The organism is Alitiscatomonas aceti (assembly GCF_025567195.1).
GTDB classification, from domain to species: Bacteria; Bacillota; Clostridia; order Lachnospirales; family Lachnospiraceae; genus Alitiscatomonas; species Alitiscatomonas aceti.
The window spans coordinates 1-22,066 of sequence record NZ_JAOQJF010000035.1 but is presented as its reverse complement, the minus strand read 5'-3'; the positions used below and the strand labels follow the sequence as shown (position 1 = coordinate 22,066).

The window sequence follows — 22,066 nt, the reverse complement described above, 5'->3', positions numbered from 1 at the left end:
GCCGGACTGTTCCTGTTTTATAACAACGGAGCCGCCAGCCGCAGGATACACTGGCCGATCCTTAAGACCGCCGAGCGGCCGCTCCTGTATTCCTCCGTTACCTCCTGGCAGACGGGGAAAAGCCCGTCGAAATCGGCCCGGATATCCTTTATGGCCTCGCAGTCATAGAGGAATACGCCGTTTTCAAAATGCAGGTACAGACTCCTGTAATCCAGGTTGATGGTCCCCACCACCGCTGTCTCCCCGTCGCAGACGCACTGCTTGGCGTGGATGAAGCCCGGCGTATATTCATAGATCCGGACGCCGTCCCGCACCAGTCCCGCATAGTAGGACCGGGTCACCTGGAACACCGCCTTTTTATCCGGGATCCCCGGTGTAATGAGCCGCACGTCCACGCCGCGCTTGGCAGCCAGCCTCAGCTCCCGGCCCAGCTCGTCGCTGACGATCAGATAGGGCGTCGTAAAGTATACATAATCCTTGGCATTCTTTATCACGTTCATGTATACGTTCTCACCCACAGGCTCGCCGTCCAGGGGATTGTCGCCGTAGGGCTGTACAAAGCCGCGGCCCTTTGCCGTATAACCGGGATCCGGCAGATACCTGGCAAAATCCGTATCTGTCACCTTCACGGAATTCCACATTTCCAGGAACAGAACCGTCAGATTCTTTACGGCGTCGCCCTCCAGCCGGACGCCCGTATCCTTCCAGTGGCCGTAGGGGCTTGTCAGATTGAAATACTCATCCGCCAGATTATAGCCTCCGGTGAAGCCCACCTGTCCGTCCACCACTGTGATCTTCCGGTGATCCCGGTTGTTCATGAACACATGAAGCATGGGCACCATGGGGTTAAATACCCGGCACTGGATCCCGTCGGCCTCCATCCGTTTAATGAATTCGGGGCTGATGAAGCCCACGCTTCCCACGTCGTCGTACAGGAGACGTACCTCCACCCCTTCCTTTACCTTACGGGCCAGGATCTCCCGGATCCCCGCAAAGGAGGTGCTGTCCTCAATGGCATGGTATTCCATGAAGATAAAGGTCTCTGCCTCTGAAAGGGCCTTTTTCTGGGCCTCCAGCCCGTCGGAGGCATCGCCGTAAAACTCCACGTCCGTATTCCGGTATACTGGATATTTTCCAAAATTGCTGATATACCGGGACTGGTTGGCCACAGCCCGGTCCTGGCCATCCATCTCCTCCAGGACCTTTGGATCCTGGGCGATCAGATCCGCCAGCTTTCCCTTGATCTCCCCATGGCGCTTTGTCATGAACCGCAGGACCATGGAATGGCCTAAAAGCAGATACAGACACAGTCCCATGACAGGAACCGCCAGGATCAGCATGATCCATAGGATCTTATAGGCGGAATTTTCCCTGGAAGCATAGATCCGCAGCACCACCACCAGGGCAGCGATGGTGGAGATCAGTGCGATGAGCCAGGAATACCGGTTCAGCCGCAGGACGATCAAAAGGATCCAGCCTGCCTGGATCAGTACCGAAAGGATCACGAAGGCCATGCGGCCCACGCTGTTTTTTACATCTGTTTTCTGCTCTGCACGCATACTCATCCCTCTTTCCTGCGGACCGTTCCGTAATCTGGCTTCACGGCACAGCCGATCCCCAGCCCCCCCGGTCCGATGTGGCAGCTGACACCCAGGGACAGGGGATCGCACATCACCTGCTTTCCTGGAAATGCAGCCTCGATCTCCTTTACCCAGCTTTCTGTTTCTGCCTCTGATGCACTGGAAGCCGCCAGGATATGGACAGCCCCGGCCTCATATGCCTCCTGGAACCTGGTTTCGATCTCACGCTTCATGGCTTCGATCATGATTTTTCTGGCTTTTAAAAAGCCGTGGCACTTTTTAAAGGAATCCAGCTTCCCCGTGGCCAGCTTAAGGACCGGCTTAATGTTGAACACAGCGCCTAAGGCTGCTGCTGCCGGAGTGATCCGTCCTCCTTTTTTCAGATACTCCAGCGTCTGGACGCCGATATAGATCATCATCTGGTCCGATGCCCGCTCCAAAAGCTCCCGGATCTCTTCAGCCGTATACCCCTTTTCCACCAGCTCCAGCGCGTCCAGGACCATACGGTGCAGAGGCGTCGCCACCTGGCCGTGGTCCACCACCAGGACTCTCCTCTCATACTTCTCGTCCCGGGTCAGGGCATATGCCGTCTCGCAGGAGCCGCTGAGTCCGCTGCTGATGGGCATATACAACACCTTTTCATACTCAGACAGAACCCGGTCCCATAAAGCCGTCACCTCCGCCGGAGACGGCTGGGAAGTGGAGACGTCTGCTCCTTCCTTTAATTTTTCCAGAAACTCATCCCTGTCCAGGTCTACGCCCTCATACAGGCAATGGCCTTCAATATAAAACGGCATGGGCAGAACAAATATCCCCCGCTCCGACGCCTCCTTCTGACTGATTCCGCTGCAGCTGTCTGTTATAATCCCCACTGGCTTCATAAATTTCTATTTTCCTTCCCTTTCATTGACAATTATAATACACTATGATACATTTGTGTCGTCCAACTTACTGTAACAACTGTAACATCATAGCTGGGGGCCGTCAATGTTTCTTTTTCATGCCTGTACAAAATATACGTTTTTTGTAACCTCGTCCCCAGAGCCAGAAAAGGAGACCGTATGAAAAACCTATCTAATAAGGAAGCCAATAAGGTCACCAAGGAATGCCTCCAGACCGCCCTGATCCAGCTCATGAGCCAGAAGCCCTTTGAAAAGATCACCATCACCGAGCTGGTCCGCCGTTCCGGTGTTTCCCGGACAGCCTTTTACCGCAATTATGAATCCAAGGAAGAGATCCTGAACGAGGTATGCCGCTCTTTTATCGACAGTCTGTCTGCCTCCTTCTCCGATCCCACCTTCCAGAAGGATCCAGTCCTCTGGTACCGCTGCTTTTTCCAGGACATATGGGACCACGCCATGCTGTTCGGACTTCTCCTGGAGGCGCATATGCTCAATACCTCCGCCTTCACATCTTCCTATTCTCTCGTAAAAAAAGACCACGATGGGGAGCCGGCCTCCCTGTACCGGTATCTGGCATGGGAAGGCGCGTTCTCCACCATTGTGGTCCGCTGGTTCCAGGGCGGGAGGAAGGAATCCATTGATTTTATGGCCGAATTCTGCTCCCAGGTCCTGGTATTTTAGTTTCCGGGCTATTTATAATTTACGATCTTTCCAAAATCTGCCTTTAAGGAAGCGCCGCCCACAAGGCCTCCGTCGATATCCTTCTGTGCAAACAGCTCAGCTGCATTTCCTGCATTCACAGAACCGCCGTACTGGATACGGATCGCCTCTGCCGTCGCCTCATCATAAACCTCGCCGATGCAGGCACGGATCGCTGCGCAAACCTCTTCTGCCTGCTCTGTGGTGGCAGTCTTTCCGGTTCCAATGGCCCAGATGGGCTCATAAGCGATCACTGCCGTCTTTGCCTGATCTGCAGTCACATTCTGGAATGCGATCTTCACCTGCTTGCGGATCAAGTCTAGGGTGATGCCCTGTTCCCTCTGGGTCAGAGTCTCACCGCAGCAGATGATGGGAGTCAGGCCGTGCTCAAAGGCCTTTAATACCTTCTTATTAACCGTCTCGTCGGTCTCTGCGAAGTATTCCCTTCTCTCAGAGTGGCCAATGATCACATATTTCACACCGGCATCGGTAAGCATACTGGGAGAGATCTCTCCAGTGAATGCCCCTTTTTCCTCAAAGTACATATTTTCTGCTCCAACGGCGATATTGGTGCCTTCGCAGGCCTTTACCACCGGAATGATATCGATGGCCGGAACGCAGAACACCACGTCAGCCTCTTCTGTTTTTACCAGGGGCTTTAAGGTCTCCACCAGGGCCGCTGCCTCTGTGGGAGTCATGTTCATTTTCCAGTTTCCGGCGATGATCTTTCTTCTTGCCATTTTATTTATCCTCCTTGATCCATACCCTTCCTATACGCGCATCGGCCGTCTCAGGCTCCGATGCGTCAGGTGTCTTTCACGGGTGGTCCCCATCGTAAAATCCGTTTTTTTCCCGGCCTACTTATCGTCGGCTGCTACGACTCCAGGAAGTGCCTTTCCTTCCAGGAACTCCAAGGATGCGCCACCGCCGGTGGAGATGTGGGTCATCTTGTCCCCGAAGCCAAGCTGGTTCACAGCCGCTGCAGAATCGCCGCCGCCGATGATGGTGGTGGCGTCTGTCTCAGCCAGGGCTCTGGCCACAGCAATGGTCCCGGCTGCCAGGGTCGGGTTCTCGAATACGCCCATGGGTCCGTTCCATACTACGGTCTTCGCATTCTTTACAGCATCGCTGTAGATCCTGCATGTCTCCGGTCCGATGTCCACGCCCTCTTTATCTGCGGGAATGGCATCTGTGGAAACGTATTCCACGTCAACCGGTGCGTCAATGGGACTGGGGAATGCGGAAACCACAGTGGTATCCACTGGAAGGAGCAGCTTCTTGCCCAGCTTCTCTGCCTTTTCCATCATTTCCTTACAGTAGTCCAGCTTTGAATCATCCACCAGGGAATTTCCGATCTCTTTGCCCTGGGCCTTTAAGAAGGTGTAGGCCATGCCGCCGCCGATGATCAGTGTATCGCATTTTTCCAGTAAATTGGAAATTACGTTTAACTTGTCGGCAACCTTTGCGCCGCCTAAGATGGCAACGAAGGGACGCACCGGATTCTCAACGGCGTTTCCAAGGAATTCGATCTCCTTCTGCATCAGATAGCCCACTGCATTGGAGCCGCCCTTTTCTGTGATGAATTTTGTAACGCCGGCCACAGACGCATGGGCGCGGTGGGAAGAACCGAAGGCATCGCATACATAATCGTCTGCCAGGTCTGCCAGCTCACGGCTGAATCCCTCGCCGTTTTTTGTCTCCTCAGCGCCGCGGAAACGGGTATTCTGGAGTAAGATCACGTCGCCGTCCTTCATGGCCTCTACTGCCTTTGCAGCAGCTTCTCCGGTTACATGGTAGTCGTTTACGAATACGACCTCTTTTCCTAACTTTTCAGAAAGGCTCTTTGCCACAGGAGCCAGGGACTCGCCCTCGTTGGGGCCGTTCTTTACCTTGCCCAGATGGGAGCAGAGGATCACCCTTCCGCCGTCGTTCATTAATTTTTTAATGGTGGGAAGAGCTGCCACGATCCTTGTCTCATCGGTGATCGCACCATCTTTTAACGGTACGTTGAAGTCGCAGCGCACCAGGACTCTTCTGCCTTTTACGTTGATGTCGTCGATGGTCTTCTTATTTAAAGCCATGTTCCATTCCTCCTTATTTTTCCGATGATTCCATTATATCATAAAAAATGGGTCCGGTCCATTCCAGACCGGACCCTAAGTGAGTCAAAACCAGCCAGAATTAAGCGTTCAGTAATTTACCGAAGTGCTTGATGGTACGTACCATCTGGCTTGTGTAGGAATTTTCGTTATCGTACCAGGAAACCACCTGAACCTCAGAAGTATTCTCGTCGATGGGAAGGACCATGGTCTGGGTCGCATCGAACAGGGAGCCGTACTTCATGCCGATGATATCGCTGGAAACGATCTCGTCTGTATTGTAGCCGAAGGACTCGTTGGCAGCAGCCTTCATAGCCTCATTGATGGATTCCTTTGTGGGCTGTCCCTTAACAACGGCTGTTAAGATCGTTGTGGATCCGGTCGGGGTCGGAACACGCTGTGCGGAACCGATGAGCTTGCCGTTTAATTCCGGAATAACAAGACCGATGGCCTTTGCAGCGCCTGTGCTGTTGGGAACGATATTGATGGCAGCCGCACGGCTTCTTCTCTTGTCGCCCTTTCTCTGCGGTCCGTCCAGAGTCATCTGATCGCCGGTGTAGGCGTGGATGGTGCACATGATACCGGACTGGATCGGGTAAGCATCGTTTAATGCCTTTGCCATGGGTGCCAGGCAGTTGGTCGTACAGGAAGCAGCGGAGATGATGTGATCATCCTTGCTTAACTGGTCGTGGTTTACGTTGTAAACGATGGTCGGGAGATCGTTTCCTGCCGGAGCGGAGATGATCACGTGCTTAGCGCCTGCATCGATATGAGCCTGTGCTTTTGCTTTGGAGGTGTAGAAGCCTGTGCACTCTAACACTACGTCTACGCCCAGCTCGCCCCACGGAAGCTCTGCTGCGTTGGCCTTTGCGTAGATCTTGATCTCTTTTCCGTCAACGGTGATGGAATCCTCGCCGAAGGAAACCGTATCTGCCAGTGCGTATCTGCCCTGGGTGGAGTCGTATTTTAATAAGTGTGCCAGCATTTCCGGAGAAGTTAAGTCGTTGATGGCAACGATCTCAAATCCCTCTGCGCCGAACATCTGTCTGAAAGCAAGACGGCCGATACGGCCAAAGCCATTAATTGCTACTTTAACTGCCATATTTTCATTCCTCCTAAAATGATCGCTGTTATTTCAGCCTCGATTGTTAAATATTAATCAATTTAGCATGTATTATATATGACTCTTCGGGAAATTGCAAGACTTTTTTTTCGAAATAACTTCTTGTTTTTTCTTGCAACTTGCTGCTTTTTTCCTTATACTGGTGATACATAGAAAAATATCCTCTTTTTTCAAATAAGAAAGGCATGATCCATGCTTCCGAAGTTCAAAAAATTGTCTTTAGAAAAACAATTATTTCTCAGCTTTTTCTCTGTTTCCGCCTGTCTTCTGGTGCTCTCCCTGGGGATCAGCCTGTTTTATAACGTAAACAGACGGAAGGCGGAGATCGATTCCCTGATCAGCGGGGTGGCCGCCTACGCCGCCTCCATGGACCAGGTGATCCACATGCTGGATTCCGGCTATCCGGACAGGGAAACCGCAGCAGCTCTGGACGGGCTCCATGAAAACTTTCCCGATCTGAATGTCATCGCCATCTACGACAGGAACCTCCTGCGGTTTTACCATACGACCCGCCGGGAATCCGGAGAAAGCCTCATAAACGGCGAGGAGCAGGCGGTGCTTTCCGGCAGCGGTCCTTATATCACCACTGGGATCGGTACCCACGGAACCCAGCGCCGGGCCTTTCACGCGGTCGTGGGCAACGACGGCGCCATATCCGGCTTTGTCATGGCCTCAGCGTTTTCCACCTATATCGCCGAGCAGTCCCGGCAGATCTTTTCCGTTTACGCGGCTGTGCTGGTCGTCATGCTGGTAGTCAGTTTTCTGCTCTCCCACGGCACGGTGCGGCTCCTGCGCTCCTCCCTTATGGGGTATCACCCCCAGGAACTCCTGAGGCTTTACCTGCGCCAGGATACGGTGCTCAATGCCATGGAGGAGGGGATCCTCGCCTCTGATCTCACCGGTACGGTGGTCTTTGCCAATCAGCCCGCAAGGGCCCTGTTCCCTCCAGGGGAGGAGCCGCTGGGCCAGCCCATCGGCCGGCTGTTCCCGGCCACCAGAGCCCAGGAGATCCTGAAAACAGGAAGTCCGGTCATGGGACAGGGCTGCTCTCTTTCCGGGCATCCCCTGATCTGCAGTGAGATCCCCATTGGGAATCTCCCGAAGATCCAGGGCGTCCTTACGATCCTCAATGACCGCTATGAGGTGGAGACCCTGTCAGACGAGCTGTCCGGCGCCAGGTCCATGCTGGACACCCTGCGGGCCTTCAATCATGAATTTCTGAATAAGCTCCATGTGATCCTTGGCTATCTCCAGACCGGCCAGACCCAGCAGGCCATCACCTTCATTACAAACAGCAGCCTGGTATCCAGCCAGGCTATCCGTCAGACCGCCGACTGCCTCCGTGTCCATCAGATCTGTGCCCTTGTGGTAGGCAAGATGATGCACGCCGCAGAGCTGGGGATCCTGCTCACCGTGTCTCCCGACAGCCGCTGCATGGGAAAGGATCTGGTCATGGACGTGGGCGACTGTGTGACCCTCGTGGGAAATCTCCTGGAAAATGCCATCGAGGAGCTCCATGGCTCCAAAAAGGAGATCCGCGAGATCACCCTGGGGATCTACGCCAGCACCGAAGGCACAGTCATCACCTGTGCGGATACGGGCCGCGGGATCCCGGCGCCGGTCCTGGAGCGGATCTTTGACAACGGTTTTTCTACTAAAGGAGAAGGCCGGGGCACAGGTCTCCACCTGGTCCGTCAGATCGTGGACCGCTGCGGCGGAGAGATCTCCATCGACACCGAGGAGGGCGAAGGTACCTGCTTCACTCTCACTTTTACAAGAAAGGAATACCAATGATGTATCACGTCATGATCATTGAAGACGACCCGATGGTGGCCTCCATCAACCGGCAGTATGTGGAAGCCACCCCCTCGTTCCAGACAGACCGCGTCTTTAAAAGCGGCACTGAGGCTCTGGAATACCTGAAGGACCATACAACGGACCTGATCATCCTGGATTATTATACTCCCCTTATGAACGGGGATGTATTCATCGACCGGCTCCATGCCATGGGAAAAACTCCTGCAATCATCATGGTCACCTCCGCCAATGACACCGATATCGTCCGCTCGCTTTTAAGCAGGGGCGTTCTGGATTATCTGGTAAAGCCCTTTGAATACGCCAGGTTCCGGACGGCCCTGGAGCGGTTCGCCGCCCAGCAGGAATATCTGCGGGGCGCCAGGCCCAGCCTGAGCCAGAATGCCATCGACCAGCTCTTTGCCGGGCCCGATCCTGCGGCAGATTCTGTCCCCCAGCTTTCCAAGGGACTCAATGAAGCGACTCTGAACATGATCCGCCGGTTCCTTGCGGAGCATCCGGAGGGTCTCTTTACCAGCGAACAGATCGCGAAGCAGATCCATCTGTCCCGGATCACCATCCGCCGGTATATGAATTATCTGGTGGATATCGGAGAGATCGTCAGCTCCATTGACTATAAGACCGGAGGCAGGCCGTCCATTCAGTACAGCCTGGGCCGCCGGAATTATACGCTTTAAGGCCGGCGGGACTACGAAACTTACGAAAGTCTGTTACATACTTACTAAAATTGACTTTTCCTCCACGGCAATTTATACTTTTTTTATAAATTGTTTATGTTTATAAAAAAAGATTGGAGGATCTTAATTATGGCAGACATTATCAGTTATTTCGGCACCTACACGCCGGCTGCCGACGGAGCTGCTGCATCGTTCAAGTTTGAATATTTATGCACGCTCGGTTTCGCAGCCATCGTCATCTTTCTGGGGCGTGCCATTGTGGCGCGCTCCGCACCTTTAAGAAAGTACGCGATCCCGGCTCCAGTGGTTTCCGGTATTATCTTTTCCATCCTGGTCTCCCTGATCAAGGGCATGGGCATCGTGGATATTTCCTTTGACGCTTCCCTGATGAAGGATCTGACCCAGAATATCTTCTTCTTATGTGTAGGCTTTGGCTTCAGTGCAAAAATGCTCCGCCATGCCGGAGGAAAGCTCTGTGTGATGATCGCCTTCGCGGCATGTCTCCTCATCACATGCCAGGATCTCCTGGGCTACGCCTTGAGCCAGCTTCTGGGAATGCATCCGCTTCTGGCTCTCCAGTGCTCTTCTGCCGCTATGTCCGGCGGCGTAGGCACAGCGGCCGCCTTCGGCCCCATTTTTGAAGGCTGGGGAGCTCCCGACGCCACCACCATCGGCGTTGCGGCCGGTACCATGGGAAATATCATGGGCTCCCTGATCGGCGGACCTGTGGCAGCCTTCCTGATCGCAAAGCACGGTCTGAAGTCTGACCCCAACGATAAGCCGGAGGCAGCGGCCACCGGAAAGGTTCCGGAATTAAACAATACAAAAATGATCATGATGTTTGCCCTGACTCTGCTTCTCGCAGCCCTTGGCATGCCTATCTACTGCCTGCTGGACAACATCCCCATGATCGAAATGCCGAAATTCATCGGCTGCCTGTTCGCAGGTGCCATTGCCAGAAACGTCATGGAGGCTGCCGGCATTAAATTCTATGTACCTGAGGTAGACGCCATCGAGCATATGTTCCTGGAGCTTTACCTGGCTCTGGTCCTGATGACCACCGATTTCACAAAGCTGGCTCCTGTGGCCGGGCAGATGAGCATCATCCTCATTGCCCAGGGTATCTTCATGGCACTGTTCGGGATCTTTGTATCCTTTAACCTGTTTGGCCGCGATTACGGCGCAGCCGTTATGACAGCCGGAAACATCGGCTGGGGCTGCGGTTCCGGATCCAACGCCGTCGCCAACGAGAAGGCCCTGATGGACCAGTACGGCTGGCACAACATCGCATGGGTATTATATCCGTCCTTTGCCGTTATCATTGACGATATTTATAATCCCATTTTCTTATCACTCTTTGGCGGCCTCTTTAAAGGCTGATCGTAATTTGACATTTTCCTGTATTCGTTTTACAGTTTACCTTCCCTTTTTAAAGACAGGCCGGCAGCCCCCAACTGCCGGCCTGCTTCTTTTTGCACGGTGCCGGCCAGAGCCCCGGCCAAACAGTTTCAAAAAACCGGTTGTATCTCCGGCGGCTTCCGTGTTATGATGAAAGCAGCTTTGCTTTGAGATCCGTTTGAGAAATGGAATGGTGTAGACGAATGATCAGACATTTTTTTGCCGCCTTCGCGGCAGTTACTGTATTTTCCCTGGCTGTCTCCGGCTGCAGGACCGCTTCCCTGGCATCTCCCGAGCCATCGGAGGACCAGCCAGCCGACCGTCTCCGCATCCTCACCATCGGCACTGCCGACAGCGGAGGAACTATGTACCCGGTGGGAAAGGCCATCGCCCAGGCCATCAGCCAGGCTGATGCCTCCATCACCGTCAACCTCAGCGCCTCCGAGGGCTCCGTCTCCAACGCGCTGGCCCTGCAGAACGGAGAGATCGATCTGGGGCTTGTGAGCGGAGACGTGGCTTACGCAGCCTTAAACGGTCAGCAGGAGTTTGAAGGCGCTCCCTGCCGGGACCTGCGGGTCATTGCCGCCGTATATCCCAGCCTCTCCAACTGGATCGCCCCCTCTTCGCTGGGGATCTCCTATATCCATGAGCTGAAGGGCAGGCGGATCGCCATTGGCCCCCAGGATTCCTCCACGGCGCTTTCCGCCAGGATCGTCCTGGACGCAGCCGGCATCACAGAAACCAACTCGATCCTGAAAAATGATGGCCTGGGCTCCGGCTCTGAAGGGATCCTCAGCGGTTCCCTGGATGCGGTCCACGGGTTTGCCGGCGTTCCAATCAGCGGCTTTTCCCAGCTGGCTGACGCCATGCCCTGCACGATCCTCCGATATACAGACCAGGAGCTGGACTCCATCCTAAGTGAAAACTATTTTTATTACAGAGACGTGATCCCGGCCAAAACCTACCCGGGACAGGACCGGGACGTGGATACCTTCGGCATCAAATGCCTGCTGTGCGTGGATCAGGATATGGATGAGGGACTGGTTTACGAACTGACGTCCATCCTATATGAAAACGCCGGTTCCCTGGGCCGGCAGCACCCCTCTCTTTTCGCCATGTCAAGAGACCGGTTTATGTATTCAGCCCTCCCCATTCCCCTGCATCCCGGAGCGGAACGGTTTTACTGGGAAAAGGGATTGTTATCAGAAACACATGGAAAAATGGAATAAGAAAGGAATCAGTATGATATCAGACTGTCATGTACACACAGAATTTTCCGGCGATTCCAAAGCGCCGCAGAATGCCCAGGTCCAGGCAGCCCTGGAACTGGGCATGAAAGAGATCTGTATCACGGACCACCACGACCCCGGCTCGTCCCAGATGACCCATATTGACTTTACCCTGGATCTGCCCGCCTATCTCCGGGCCCTGGAAGACACAGTCCAGGCCTTTGAGGGGAAGATCCGCGTCCTTAAGGGGATCGAGCTGGGCCTCATGCTCCGGGAGAAGGACATTCTCACACGCCTGGGCGCAGAGCTTCCTGTGGATTATATCATCGGCTCCAGCCATTTCCTGGACGGTCTGGACGTCTACGATCCGGCCTGCTACCAAGGCCGCAGCGAATACGCCTCCTATTTCCGGTACTTTGAATCCACCCTGGCCCGGATCCGGACCCTGGACTGCTTTGACAGCCTGGGCCATCTGGATTACATCGTCCGCTATGGCCCGGTCCGCAATGAAAATTATGATCCCAGGGATTACATGGACATCATCGACGAGATCTTAAAGACCCTGATCCACCGGGGAAAGGCCCTGGAATGCAACACGGCCGGCTTCAAATACGGCCTGGGCCACCCCCATCCCCAGGAGGAGATCCTCCTGCGCTACCGGGAGCTGGGCGGAGAGCTCCTGACCGTGGGCTCCGACGCCCATACTCCTGGACAGGTGGGCGGCTTCTTTCCCCAGACCGCTGAGATCCTGAAGTCCTGCGGCTTCCGGTTTTATACCGTCTACCACCAGAGAAAGCCTGTATTTTATCCCCTGTGAGCCTGGTCCTATTTTTTCTTCATTGCCTGCTCCACATCCTTGTGGAACTGCTCCCAGGCATCCTCATGGTCCACAAAATATTTGGGACAGATCTTTCCCGTCACGTCATAGTGGCGGATCACGTCCTCGGGCTTCAGCTTAAATTCCGTACAAAAATACGCACACAGCTCCACCAGGGACTCATATGTACTGTCGTAAAACTTCCCCGTCTCATCGGGATGGCAGCACTCAATGGAAATGGTATCGCTGTTTCTGTGGTTGGACGCATAGGCCACCTCCGTAAGGGGAACACACTGGACCACCTCTCCCTCCAGCCCGATCACAAAGTGGCTGCTGGCTGATGTGGCGTTTTCCCCGGTCTGGTCCTTCAGCTGCTCAAAATAGCTCCTGTTTTCCCTGGCCGTGCTGCATGGATTTGCCACATAATGGACCACGATCCCCCGGACCTCCTCCAGCGGCTTCTGGGGCCTGGAATACGGATTGGGAGTCAGAAGGTCCACCTGCACATACTCCGGCACCTGCACCTCCCCCGGATCCACCTGTTTTTTCTGGAATACATTTTTAAACAGCACGATCACCGCTGCCAGAATGATCACAGACGCCGCCGTAAAAAAGCCTGCCAGGATCAGCTGGCGGATCCGCTCCTCCTTTTTTCTTTTGATCCGCCGCATTTCCCTCCTCAGCCGTCTCTCCTCATCTTCTCTCTCCATGACTCATATCCTTTCCTTTTTCTCCTGTACTTCACACGCCGGACTGCCGTTTCCCATTTCTCCGTCCATTGCCAGGGCTCTACGGCTCCAGAGGTTCCATGGCCCCGATCCCCAGGCCGCCCCGGGCAGAATCCATGTCCGGACCGGAAAGTCCTTCCCTGTATACGGCCAGGCTTACGACCTCCGTCAGAGGCACATATACGGCTTCATTATGGAGGCTTTCCATAATGTAGGCCATGTCCTCCTTCATCCGTTCCCCGTCGTTCTGTACCAGGGTGTCCCGCATGATCACATCCAGCTCCCGCTTTCCGCTCATTCCGCTCTGTACCAGATGGAACTTATCCCCCGGAGACGCCATACAGAAAAAGCTGCCATAGGGTTCATAAGGGATCCCCCAGGTCCTGGAAAGCAGAAGGTCGAACTGGCCCGACTGCCAGCTTTCCTCATAAGCCGCTCCCGTCTGGGGAACCAGATCCACCTGGATCCCGGCCGCTTCATACTGGGCCTTTAACATCTCTCCCACTTGACCGTTTCCGGCAATGGAATCGTCGTATACCAGCCGGAGCTCCAGCCGCTGGCCGTTTTTGGACCGGATATTCTCTCCCTCTGCATAGGTCCAGCCTGCTTCCTCCAGGATCCTTCCTGCCTCCTCCAGATCCTGGCCATAGGGAGCGATCCCCACGTCCGTTCCGGGCACCCTCCAGGAAAAATAGGAACCCGCCGGTTCCTGGAGCCCTCCATAGACCTTTTCCGAGATCTCCTCACGGCCTGCGGCGTACTCCAGGGCCAGGCGCACCACCTTATCTCCCGTCACCGGCCCCGCTGTATTCAGGTTCAGCACAGAAATGCTGGACGAAGGAGCCGATGCTGTCTGGAATCCGGCTTCCTCAAGCTCCTTAAAAAGCTCCAGTGAGATATGCTCCGAGTCCACCATCACATCCGCCTCTCCGGCCTTCATGGCCTCAGCGGCCTCTTCTGCGCTGGAGCATACCACTGTCCTTAAATACCGGAAGCCCGGCTTTTCTCCCCAGTAGGCCTCATTGCGCTCAAAAACGGAATATTCGCCCTCCACGTACGTTTTCAGCTTCCACATCCCGGTACCCAGGGTGGAAAAACCATTTTCCTCTTCCGGCTCCGCCAAAGCTCCCGCACTCTGATAAACATCGCCCTCAGCCGCAAAGCCTTCGTCACCCATCATCCCGAAGGGATAGCTTCCGGCCAGGTCATTCAGAAGGGACGGGGCCGGAGCCGTTAAATGTACCGTAAGCGTCGTCTCGTCTGCGGCCTCCACAGAGCTGACCGCCGCCAGGGACGGCAGATATGGATAATATTCCCTGTGTCCCAGGACCAGATCCATATTTCTTTTGGCATTTTCCGCTGTAAACGGGCTCCCGTCGGAAAATTTTACGTCCGGCCGCAGATGAAAGGTGTAAGTGAGCCCATCGCCGGATATCTCCCACTCCCTGGCCAGCTCCGGCACCGGAACGCCGTTCTCCATGGCCGTCAGCCCCTCATAGACCCAGTCCAGGGCATAGGCCGGGCTTTCTCCCGTATACGGGTTTAAGGTTCCCGTATCCTCAAACACAGCCACTGTAAGCATCCTGTCCTCCAAAGCCTCCTCTTCGGAGACCGCCGTTTCTGCTTCCTCTGACTGCATCTGGCCAGTGGTCCCGGCCGCTGTTTTATCCATATCTCCGGCATCCCGGCTCCCGCAGGCCGTCATGGCCGCCACCGCAGCCGACGCCAGAAGTCCCCATGCCAGTCTCATCCCACGCTTCATATCAAGTCCCTCCAGATCATGTCCATAAAAATGTATGGTACAAGTATGGCACGGAATCTTTCGGAATGCAAGCGACAAAAATCTTAATATCCCGTCCGTGACCACATCACAGAAAAGCCTATGTGGACCAGAAAAGCTGCGTGGCCTGCGGCTGCTGCGCCAAGGTCTGTCCCATGGACGCCATCCAGATCTTCCATGGGATCATGGCCCAGGTGGACATGGGAAAATGCGTAGGCTGCGGCAGGTGCGCAAAGGAATGTCCGGCCAGCGTCATCACGATCCGGGAGGCGGCACGGTGAACATGAAGAAAAAATGGTACGACTATCTCTGGATCCTGTCCCTGGCATATCTGGCCCTGGGCTTTTTCAATATCATGGCCGCCTGGCTGGGACTGCTCTGCTTCTTTATCTCTCTGAGCATTTCCATGGTCTCCGGTGCCAAGGGCTGCTGTAACCGGTACTGCGGCAGAGGGCAGCTTTTGGGCCTCCTGGGCGGACGCTTCGGTCTTTCCCGGAAAAAGGATATTCCCGGCTGGATGAAGAGCCGGTGGTTCCGATACGGCTTCCTGGCCTTTTTCCTTGTGATGTTCATGCAGATGCTTTTTAACACCGCCCTGGTCTTTTCCGGAGTCCGGGATCTCACGCAGGCGGTGGCACTCCTGTGGATCTTCCAGGTCTTCTGGCTCTGGGCGTATTATGGGACCCGGCTCCATGCCGGAGCGGCCCAGTTTGCCTTTGGCTTTTACAGCGTGATGCTGACCTCCACCATCCTTGGCCTGGTGGCCATGGTCCTTTTCAAGCCCCGAAGCTGGTGCGTTTACTGTCCCATGGGGACCATGACCCAGCTGATCTGTCAGGCAAAGCACCGCGTTTAAACCCTTTTCCACTTTTTTAATGGCATATGTCAGTTACATTCTTGACATATGCCATTTATCGTTGTATACTGAGAACAGAAAGAAAACAGCTATCATATGAGGAGGTGGATATCATACCAAGACCAAGAAAATGCAGAAAAGTATGTCAGCTGCCCCGGATCCAGGAATTCCACCCTCTGGGGCCTCCGCCCTGCGGACCGGCCGTGGTCCTTAACGTGGATGAATACGAAGCCATCCGTCTCATTGACCAACAGGGGCTTTCCCAGGAGGAGTGCAGTGCTTATATGCAGGTGGCCAGGACCACGGTCCAGATGATCTACAATTCCGCCAGGAAAAAACTGGCGGAAGCACTGGTCAATGGACTTCCCCTCCGGATCGAGGGGGGGGCTTACCAGCTCTGCGACGGAAACGAAAAAGCCTGCGGCTGCGGCGGATGCAGAAGACATCTTCACGTCTGCAGCCAGAAAATTCTCAGAGAGGAGGAGGAACATGAAAATCGCAATCCCATTGGATGAAAATAAAAAGGACGTGTGCATCGTCCTGGCCCGCGCGCCCTATTTCCTGTTCCGGGAAAATGGGAATAACGCCATCGTCCCAAATCCGGCGGCCCAGGCCCAGGGAGGAGCCGGGATCCAGGCGGCCCAGTTCCTTGTGGACAGCCAGGCGGATGCACTGATCACCGTCCGGTGCGGCCAGAATGCTGCCGAGGTCTTCCAGGCCGCCGGGATGAAGCTCTATAAATCCGCAAATAAAGCCGCTGCGGACGATCTTGCCGCTATGGAACGGGGGGGTCTGGAGGAGCTGACCCAGTTCCACGGCGGATACCACGGCATACAATGAAGATCGCCTGCTTAAGCGGTAAGGGCGGGGCCGGAAAGACCTTGGTGGCCGTCAATCTGGCGGCTGCGGCAGAAAAAGCCGTCTACATCGACTGTGATGTGGAGGAGCCCAACGGACGCCTGTTTTTCCGTCCGGACCATGTGGTGACAGAGACCGTCTGTTCCCTGCTCCCGGAGTTTGATGCCGGAGCATGCACCGGCTGCCGGGAATGCGTCCAGTTCTGCCGGTTCCATGCCCTTATGTATGTCAAAGATAAACCCATGGTCTTTTCTGAGGTCTGCCACAGCTGCGGCGGCTGCAGCCTGGTATGTCCCAAAAAGGCCATTACTGAAAAGAAAAAGCCCATAGGGATCCTGGAGACAGGCGACAGCCAGACGGTCCGCGTCGTCACCGGTATCTTAAACCCCGGAGAGGCCTCCGGCGTCCCGGTGATCCGTGAGGCCTTAAAAAAGGCAGAGGGCCTCACCATCATCGACTGCCCGCCGGGAAGCGCCTGCAGCGTCATGGAAAGCGTCATGGACGCAGATTTCTGTATCCTGGTGGCCGAGCCCACAGCCTTTGGCTTCCACAATTTCCAGATGGTCTGCCAGCTCGTCTCCCTGCTGGGGAAAAAAAGCGGCGTGGTCATCAATAAGCAGGAGGCCCCCTGGGAGCCTCTGGAGCGCTTCTGCCGGGACCAGGGCCTTCCTATCCTGGCCCGGATCCCCTATGATCCCCAGATCGCAGCAATGGCTTCGGACGGACGTATCGTTGCCAGGGAGGATCCCCGGCTCCGGGAAATGTTTTCCCATATCCTTCATACGATCGGAGGCAGCTTATGAAACGTCTTTTGATCTTAAGCGGAAAGGGCGGCACCGGAAAAACCACCACCGCGGCGGCCTTCGTCCGCTTTGCCGGGACAAAGGCTGTGGCCGACTGTGATGTGGACGCCCCCAACCTCCACCTGGTGACGGAGATCTCCGGAGCTCCCGAGATCTCTGATTTTCTCGGCGGGGATAAGGCTGTCCTGGACACAGAAAAATGCACTGGCTGCGGCCTCTGCCAGGCCCATTGCCGCTTTGACGCCATCTCCCGGACGGACGGAGTTTATTCCATCAGTGAATACGCCTGCGAGGGCTGCGGGGTCTGCGCACACGTATGTCCCAGGAAGGCCATCCGCCTGGCTCCCGACGCAGCCGGACGAAAGGAGCTTTACATGGATGGCGGCGTATTTTCCACTGCCGTTCTGAAAATGGGCCGCGGAAATTCCGGAAAGCTGGTGACAGAGGTAAAAATGGCTATGCTGAAGCATGCGCCGGAAACAGATCTGGCCATCGTGGACGGCTCCCCGGGCATCGGATGTCCGGTGATCTCCTCCGTCAGCGGCATGGACCTGGTCCTGGTGGTGGCTGAGCCCAGCCGCTCCGGGCTCAGCGATCTGGAGCGGCTGGTGAAGACCGCCGAAACCTTCCAGACAAAGCTGGCCGTCTGCGTCAACAAATGGGATGTGAGTCCGGAATATACCAGGGCCATCCAGGAATTCTGCGAGAAAAAAGGGATCCCCTTTGCCGGAACCGTTCCCTATGACCACCATGCGTCAGAGGCCATCAATCAGGGAAAAAGCCTGGCGGACATCGACTGCCCGGCCCGGGACGCTTTAAAAAAGATCTTTGATACCGTATGCCGGCTTCTATAACAGCCACGGGCTCCGGAGCCTTTCCGAAGCCCTCACAGACCAAATAAAATCTATCAGAAAAAGGAGAAACCATCATGAAAATTGCAGTAGCAGCCATGGGAAACACCGTAGCAGGCCATTTTGGCCATTGTGAGAATTTCATTTTCTTCGACACCGCAGACGGAGTCATCACCGCAGTCAATTCTGTCCCCAATCCAGGACACCGTCCAGGCTTCCTGCCCAACTTCCTGGCCGATAATGGAGCACAGGTCATCATTTCCGGCGGCATGGGCGGCGGCGCTGTGGATATCTTCAACGAGCGCGGCGTAGAGGTCATCGTCGGCGTACAGGGCGATGCCACCGCCGCAGTGGAGTCCTATCTGAAGGGTGAGCTGGTCTCCACCGGCTCCATCTGCCATGAGCACGAGCACGCAGACGAGTGCGGAGAGCACCACTAGATCATTTCATAGAAGAAACGGCGATGCAGCCTGGCTGCACCGCCGTTTTTTTGCCTGGAGGCCGCTTTCCCCGGCACACCATCCTTCTGATCCGCTCTGCCCCCGCGCCTGCCGCCTCCCTGCCCGGACAGCACCAGGCTCCAGCCTCCGGTCTCTCCCATGGATTTCCGCAACTGTGACCTTATCACGGAAATCCAGGACAGGTCCTGGTATACTGATATCAAACAAAGGAAAGGAGCTGGCGGTATGGCAGCTATGAATATGAACAGAGAACAATTTGATGAAATGATCCGGAGCGGAAAGACCTTCCTGGTGGATTACTGGGCTCCCTGGTGCGGCTACTGCCGGAAGATCGAAGCAGCCTACGAGGCAGTTTCTGAGACCTGGGGCAGGTCCATTCCCGTGACTAAGATCAACATCGATGAGGAAGAGCAGCTTTCTGACAGCCAGGGCATTGAGATCATCCCCACGCTGGTGCTTTATAAGGACGGAAAGGCTGCCGCCACGCTCCGGGTCCCGGAATCCAGGGACATGATCGAGCAGTTCTTAACGGATTCCCTGGAAGCAGCCAGTGAGACGAGTGATCCTGAGCCCTCCCGCGTTTACGATACTGTGATCATTGGCGGAGGCCCCGCAGGCTATACTGCGGCTCTTTACGCAGCCCGGGCCGGACTGGATACCATTGTGGTGGAAAAGCTGTCCGCCGGAGGCCAGATGGCTCTGACCCACCAGATCGACAATTATCCTGGCTTTGAGGACGGCATCGACGGCTACACCCTGGCTGAAAAAATGAGGAAGCAGGCAGAACGGTTCGGGGCCTCCACCCTGTACGCCGAGGTGGTCCGGGCGAAGCTGGAAGGACAGCCCAAGGCCGTGGAAACCTCCCAGGGCACCATTTACGGAAGGACCCTGATCCTGGCCACCGGAGCCAGCCCCAGAGAGCTGGGTGTTCCCGGTGAAAAAGAACTGACCGGCCGGGGCGTGGCCTACTGTGCCGCCTGTGACGGCATGTTTTACAAGGATAAGACCGTGGTGGTGGCCGGAGGCGGCAATTCCGCAGTGGCAGATGCCCTGATCTTAAGCCGCATCGCCAGGAAGGTGATCCTGGTCCACCGCCGGGATACCCTGCGGGCCACAAAGATCTACCACGAGCTTCTTCAGAACACTCCCAATGTGGAATTTCGCTGGAACAGCGTGGTCACAGAGCTGCACCACAAAGAAACACTTACGGGAATCCGCTTAAAGGACGTCCACACAGGTGAAGAGACCGACCTTCCCTGCGACGGCATCTTTGTGAGCGTGGGCCGCAAGCCCTCCACCAGCCTGTTTGAGGGCCAGCTGGAGCTGGATAAGGCGGGCTATATCGCTGCCGGAGAAACCACAGAGACCAGCGTTCCCGGCGTCTACGCCATCGGCGATGTGCGGACCAAGCCCCTCCGCCAGGTGGTGAACGCCGTTTCCGACGGAGCTGCCGCCGTTCATATGGCAGAGGTGTATCTGGCGGAAGCCGGGAGATAGCTGGTTCCCCTTACACAGTCGTTCTTATAAAATTGAGTCAGGGACGGTGGAAAAATTCAGTCTTCCAACACCACAGTACATACGGTCCCCGTATATAGTTGTTTCAATAACTGTCATATACTGGCTGATAAACACTAGCTTAATCATAGGATACACAATATTTGTATCCTCAAAACATAATTCTTACTGTATAACTGAAAAAAGGGGCTGTCGGGAAATAGATAGTCTAAAACAGGGCCGGCTGTGACTTATGTGAGTCACAACCGACCCTGAAATTTTTTCATAAAAAAGAGAAAAAGATGGCTAACGACAACCATCTTTTCCCCGTTCCATGTTATAATGGAACTATGCTTAAACAAGATTATTATAACGACTTTTTTGATTTTGGGCAACAGAAAATTAACTTCAGCTTCTTCGAATTGCATTTACCCGACGACGATCCTGTCTATACCCTGAAAAAAGTAATGGAGGAATTGGATTTTTCAGGCCTGCTGGCCTGTTGTTCAGACCAGGGAAGAACCGGGTACAATCCAATCATGCTGTATGCTGTTGTTACCTACGCAAACATGCGTGGCATCCGGGCCGTTGACCGGATCGTGGAACTGTGTGAACGGGACCTGGCATTCATCTGGCTGACCAAAGGCCAGAGACCCAGGCGGGATGCTTTTTATGATTTTAAGGGGAAAAAACTGACCGGTGAGATCCTGGATGAACTGAATTACCAGTTCCTGCGCCGTTTGAAAAAGGAAGGCCTGCTCACACTCAGAGAGCTTTTTATCGATGGCACTAAAATAGAAGCAAACGCCAACCGTTATACCTTTGTCTGGCGGGGAAGCTTAAACTACCATCTTGCGGGGCTTCTGGACACCATTGATGCCCTTTATGCAGCTTACAATGCACTTCTGCATGAAAACGGGTATGGACCGAAATACGATCTTGGGGATGCCAGGATGTTTGTGGTGGAAGGCATGGACAAAGTCCGGCGTGTGATCGAGGAGAACCGGAAACGGAAGCTGACAAAGCACAAGAAGATTTCCAATAATACCGTGATCGAAATCGACGGCTGTTCCCCGCTTGAGATCCTGAAGCTGCAGAAAAACCTGAAAACGATCGCTGAAGGGGAAGGGATCGGTTTTGTTTACGGAAAGGGACAGCGTAAGCCGGAGATCCAGAAGCTGTATGAAGAACTGGAGACCTGCGGCAGCCGCCTGATGGAATACAAGGAACACTTTGAGATCATGGGCAAAGGACGGAACAGCTATTCCAAGACAGATCTGGAAGCAACCTTCATGAGAATGAAAGAAGACCACATGCTCAACGGCCAGCTGAAACCGGCATACAATGTCCAGATCGCAGTAGAGAACTATTTCATTGTCCACAGTTATGTCAGCAGCGACCGGACTGATTACAACACGCTGATCCCGGTTTTGGAAAAGCACCGGAAAGCATTTGGGGAAGATCTGAAAGAGGAAACCAATGAAAACATCCAGAATGAAGAAGGGATCCTGAAGCGTCAGACACGGTCGATCCAGACGGAAGGCCACTTTGGTGACATCAAAGAGAATGAGAACTTCCGGAGATTCCATTACCGTTCAAAAGAAAAGGTGTATAAAGCGTTCATGCTGTATGCGATCGGGCGGAATATCATGAAATACCACCGTTTTCTGCATCATGAGATTGAAAAATACGAAGGGAAAAAGGAACAAAAAACTGCTTAAAGGCAATGAGCGTTCCCAAAATGCCAAACGAGGGGATACTATGCCCTGAAATTAGAAACAAAAGGGAATGAGACAGTCCGGCAGAAAACTATGGCCCTGAAAAAGCCAGGAGTTCTGCGGACTGTCTCATTCTTTTGTTATCCGGGGAAAAAATCGGTATTAACCGACAGCCCCC

22 protein-coding genes and 1 pseudogene are annotated in these 22,066 nt (G+C 54.6%); 16 read left to right on the top strand and 7 right to left on the bottom strand.

Annotation, left to right across the window (positions count from 1 at the left end):
- Nucleotides 1-17: 17 nt before the first annotated feature.
- Both cls and OCV69_RS13860 read right to left on the bottom strand, forming a co-directional pair.
- Nucleotides 18-1,559: a cardiolipin synthase gene (cls, locus tag OCV69_RS13865; protein WP_158359887.1), complete on the bottom strand. Its 1,542-nt coding sequence runs from the start codon at nucleotides 1,557-1,559 to the stop codon at nucleotides 18-20.
- A 2-nt stretch (nucleotides 1,560-1,561) separates the two neighbouring features.
- Nucleotides 1,562-2,461, bottom strand: a complete 900-nt coding sequence (locus tag OCV69_RS13860; protein WP_158359885.1) for a DegV family protein — start codon at nucleotides 2,459-2,461, stop codon at nucleotides 1,562-1,564.
- 180 nt (nucleotides 2,462-2,641) lie between these two features.
- Between OCV69_RS13860 and OCV69_RS13855 the strand changes: the two genes are divergently transcribed.
- On the top strand, nucleotides 2,642-3,163 hold the full coding sequence (locus OCV69_RS13855; RefSeq protein ID WP_158359883.1) for a TetR/AcrR family transcriptional regulator: 522 nt from the start codon (nucleotides 2,642-2,644) through the stop codon (nucleotides 3,161-3,163).
- 8 nt (nucleotides 3,164-3,171) lie between these two features.
- On the opposite strand, the gene tpiA is transcribed toward OCV69_RS13855, so the two are convergent.
- The 3 genes from tpiA to gap form a co-directional block, all read right to left on the bottom strand.
- Complete coding sequence (tpiA, locus tag OCV69_RS13850; protein ID WP_158359881.1) at nucleotides 3,172-3,921, bottom strand: triose-phosphate isomerase; 750 nt, start codon at nucleotides 3,919-3,921, stop codon at nucleotides 3,172-3,174.
- A 117-nt stretch (nucleotides 3,922-4,038) separates the two neighbouring features.
- A complete protein-coding gene (locus OCV69_RS13845; protein ID WP_158359878.1) occupies nucleotides 4,039-5,262 on the bottom strand; it encodes a phosphoglycerate kinase in 1,224 nt (407 codons plus the stop codon).
- Between the two features lie 100 nt (nucleotides 5,263-5,362).
- A complete protein-coding gene (gap, locus tag OCV69_RS13840; protein ID WP_022273852.1) occupies nucleotides 5,363-6,382 on the bottom strand; it encodes a type I glyceraldehyde-3-phosphate dehydrogenase in 1,020 nt (339 codons plus the stop codon).
- Nucleotides 6,383-6,616: 234 nt separating this feature from the next.
- Between gap and OCV69_RS13835 the strand changes: the two genes are divergently transcribed.
- From OCV69_RS13835 to OCV69_RS13815, 5 genes are all read left to right on the top strand, one after another.
- Nucleotides 6,617-8,197 carry a sensor histidine kinase gene (locus OCV69_RS13835; RefSeq protein ID WP_262563162.1) on the top strand — a complete coding sequence of 527 codons (1,581 nt, stop codon included), beginning with the start codon at nucleotides 6,617-6,619 and terminating at the stop codon, nucleotides 8,195-8,197.
- Nucleotides 8,194-8,895, top strand: coding sequence for a response regulator (locus OCV69_RS13830; protein WP_331485747.1), 702 nt, complete (start codon nucleotides 8,194-8,196; stop codon nucleotides 8,893-8,895). Before OCV69_RS13835 ends, OCV69_RS13830 begins: the two co-directional genes overlap by 4 nt.
- 129 nt (nucleotides 8,896-9,024) lie before the next feature.
- Nucleotides 9,025-10,275 (top strand): sodium/glutamate symporter, encoded by a 1,251-nt coding sequence (locus OCV69_RS13825; protein WP_022273856.1) that lies wholly within the window; start codon nucleotides 9,025-9,027, stop codon nucleotides 10,273-10,275.
- A gap of 221 nt (nucleotides 10,276-10,496) precedes the next feature.
- Nucleotides 10,497-11,522 (top strand): TAXI family TRAP transporter solute-binding subunit, encoded by a 1,026-nt coding sequence (locus tag OCV69_RS13820; protein WP_158359875.1) that lies wholly within the window; start codon nucleotides 10,497-10,499, stop codon nucleotides 11,520-11,522.
- Nucleotides 11,523-11,535: 13 nt separating this feature from the next.
- Nucleotides 11,536-12,339 (top strand): histidinol-phosphatase HisJ family protein, encoded by an 804-nt coding sequence (locus tag OCV69_RS13815; protein WP_158359873.1) that lies wholly within the window; start codon nucleotides 11,536-11,538, stop codon nucleotides 12,337-12,339.
- Nucleotides 12,340-12,347: 8 nt separating this feature from the next.
- On the opposite strand, the gene OCV69_RS13810 is transcribed toward OCV69_RS13815, so the two are convergent.
- Nucleotides 12,348-13,049 carry a peptidoglycan recognition protein family protein gene (locus OCV69_RS13810; RefSeq protein ID WP_158359870.1) on the bottom strand — a complete coding sequence of 234 codons (702 nt, stop codon included), beginning with the start codon at nucleotides 13,047-13,049 and terminating at the stop codon, nucleotides 12,348-12,350.
- A gap of 79 nt (nucleotides 13,050-13,128) precedes the next feature.
- Nucleotides 13,129-14,829 carry an ABC transporter substrate-binding protein gene (locus OCV69_RS13805; protein ID WP_158359867.1) on the bottom strand — a complete coding sequence of 567 codons (1,701 nt, stop codon included), beginning with the start codon at nucleotides 14,827-14,829 and terminating at the stop codon, nucleotides 13,129-13,131.
- A 122-nt stretch (nucleotides 14,830-14,951) separates the two neighbouring features.
- On the opposite strand from OCV69_RS13805, the gene OCV69_RS13800 reads away from it, so the two are divergent.
- The 10 genes and pseudogenes from OCV69_RS13800 (at nucleotide 14,952) to OCV69_RS17035 (ending at nucleotide 21,891) form a co-directional block, all read left to right on the top strand.
- Nucleotides 14,952-15,128: a 4Fe-4S binding protein gene (locus tag OCV69_RS13800; protein ID WP_158359864.1), complete on the top strand. Its 177-nt coding sequence runs from the start codon at nucleotides 14,952-14,954 to the stop codon at nucleotides 15,126-15,128.
- 2 nt (nucleotides 15,129-15,130) lie between these two features.
- Nucleotides 15,131-15,703, top strand: coding sequence for a 4Fe-4S binding protein (locus OCV69_RS13795; RefSeq protein ID WP_158359899.1), 573 nt, complete (start codon nucleotides 15,131-15,133; stop codon nucleotides 15,701-15,703).
- 104 nt (nucleotides 15,704-15,807) lie between these two features.
- Nucleotides 15,808-16,218 carry a DUF134 domain-containing protein gene (locus tag OCV69_RS13790; RefSeq protein WP_331485746.1) on the top strand — a complete coding sequence of 137 codons (411 nt, stop codon included), beginning with the start codon at nucleotides 15,808-15,810 and terminating at the stop codon, nucleotides 16,216-16,218.
- Nucleotides 16,193-16,543, top strand: a complete 351-nt coding sequence (locus OCV69_RS13785; RefSeq protein WP_158359863.1) for a NifB/NifX family molybdenum-iron cluster-binding protein — start codon at nucleotides 16,193-16,195, stop codon at nucleotides 16,541-16,543. Before OCV69_RS13790 ends, OCV69_RS13785 begins: the two co-directional genes overlap by 26 nt.
- On the top strand, nucleotides 16,540-17,364 hold the full coding sequence (locus OCV69_RS13780) for a nucleotide-binding protein (protein ID WP_158359861.1): 825 nt from the start codon (nucleotides 16,540-16,542) through the stop codon (nucleotides 17,362-17,364). Before OCV69_RS13785 ends, OCV69_RS13780 begins: the two co-directional genes overlap by 4 nt.
- Entirely contained in the window at nucleotides 17,361-18,218 is an 858-nt protein-coding gene (locus OCV69_RS13775; RefSeq protein ID WP_158359859.1) for a nucleotide-binding protein, read from the top strand. The genes OCV69_RS13780 and OCV69_RS13775 overlap by 4 nt, the downstream gene beginning before the upstream one ends.
- A 74-nt stretch (nucleotides 18,219-18,292) precedes the next feature.
- Nucleotides 18,293-18,655, top strand: a complete 363-nt coding sequence (locus tag OCV69_RS13770; RefSeq protein WP_331485745.1) for a NifB/NifX family molybdenum-iron cluster-binding protein — start codon at nucleotides 18,293-18,295, stop codon at nucleotides 18,653-18,655.
- Between the two features lie 159 nt (nucleotides 18,656-18,814).
- Nucleotides 18,815-19,195, top strand: a pseudogene (locus OCV69_RS17040) (thioredoxin family protein); the annotation flags it as partial.
- A gap of 18 nt (nucleotides 19,196-19,213) precedes the next feature.
- Nucleotides 19,214-20,173, top strand: coding sequence for a thioredoxin-disulfide reductase (gene trxB, locus OCV69_RS13760; protein ID WP_262563164.1), 960 nt, complete (start codon nucleotides 19,214-19,216; stop codon nucleotides 20,171-20,173).
- A gap of 347 nt (nucleotides 20,174-20,520) precedes the next feature.
- Nucleotides 20,521-21,891: a transposase gene (locus OCV69_RS17035; protein ID WP_470207086.1), complete on the top strand. Its 1,371-nt coding sequence runs from the start codon at nucleotides 20,521-20,523 to the stop codon at nucleotides 21,889-21,891.
- The last annotated feature ends 175 nt before the right edge of the window (nucleotides 21,892-22,066 follow it).

What these genes read in the sequence shown, in the direction of transcription:
- cls (WP_158359887.1), bottom strand. Translation starts at nt 1,559, where the DNA reads ATGCGTGCAGAGCAGAAAACAGATGTAAAAAACAGCGTGGGCCGCATG.
- OCV69_RS13860 (WP_158359885.1), bottom strand. Translation starts at nt 2,461, where the DNA reads ATGAAGCCAGTGGGGATTATAACAGACAGCTGCAGCGGAATCAGTCAG.
- OCV69_RS13855 (WP_158359883.1), top strand. Translation starts at nt 2,642, where the DNA reads ATGAAAAACCTATCTAATAAGGAAGCCAATAAGGTCACCAAGGAATGC.
- tpiA (WP_158359881.1), bottom strand. Translation starts at nt 3,921, where the DNA reads ATGGCAAGAAGAAAGATCATCGCCGGAAACTGGAAAATGAACATGACT.
- OCV69_RS13845 (WP_158359878.1), bottom strand. Translation starts at nt 5,262, where the DNA reads ATGGCTTTAAATAAGAAGACCATCGACGACATCAACGTAAAAGGCAGA.
- gap (WP_022273852.1), bottom strand. Translation starts at nt 6,382, where the DNA reads ATGGCAGTTAAAGTAGCAATTAATGGCTTTGGCCGTATCGGCCGTCTT.
- OCV69_RS13830 (WP_331485747.1), top strand. Translation starts at nt 8,194, where the DNA reads ATGATGTATCACGTCATGATCATTGAAGACGACCCGATGGTGGCCTCC.
- OCV69_RS13825 (WP_022273856.1), top strand. Translation starts at nt 9,025, where the DNA reads ATGGCAGACATTATCAGTTATTTCGGCACCTACACGCCGGCTGCCGAC.
- OCV69_RS13820 (WP_158359875.1), top strand. Translation starts at nt 10,497, where the DNA reads ATGATCAGACATTTTTTTGCCGCCTTCGCGGCAGTTACTGTATTTTCC.
- OCV69_RS13815 (WP_158359873.1), top strand. Translation starts at nt 11,536, where the DNA reads ATGATATCAGACTGTCATGTACACACAGAATTTTCCGGCGATTCCAAA.
- OCV69_RS13810 (WP_158359870.1), bottom strand. Translation starts at nt 13,049, where the DNA reads ATGGAGAGAGAAGATGAGGAGAGACGGCTGAGGAGGGAAATGCGGCGG.
- OCV69_RS13805 (WP_158359867.1), bottom strand. Translation starts at nt 14,829, where the DNA reads ATGAAGCGTGGGATGAGACTGGCATGGGGACTTCTGGCGTCGGCTGCG.
- OCV69_RS13795 (WP_158359899.1), top strand. Translation starts at nt 15,131, where the DNA reads ATGAAGAAAAAATGGTACGACTATCTCTGGATCCTGTCCCTGGCATAT.
- OCV69_RS13785 (WP_158359863.1), top strand. Translation starts at nt 16,193, where the DNA reads ATGAAAATCGCAATCCCATTGGATGAAAATAAAAAGGACGTGTGCATC.
- OCV69_RS13780 (WP_158359861.1), top strand. Translation starts at nt 16,540, where the DNA reads ATGAAGATCGCCTGCTTAAGCGGTAAGGGCGGGGCCGGAAAGACCTTG.
- OCV69_RS13775 (WP_158359859.1), top strand. Translation starts at nt 17,361, where the DNA reads ATGAAACGTCTTTTGATCTTAAGCGGAAAGGGCGGCACCGGAAAAACC.
- OCV69_RS13770 (WP_331485745.1), top strand. Translation starts at nt 18,293, where the DNA reads ATGAAAATTGCAGTAGCAGCCATGGGAAACACCGTAGCAGGCCATTTT.
- OCV69_RS17035 (WP_470207086.1), top strand. Translation starts at nt 20,521, where the DNA reads ATGCTTAAACAAGATTATTATAACGACTTTTTTGATTTTGGGCAACAG.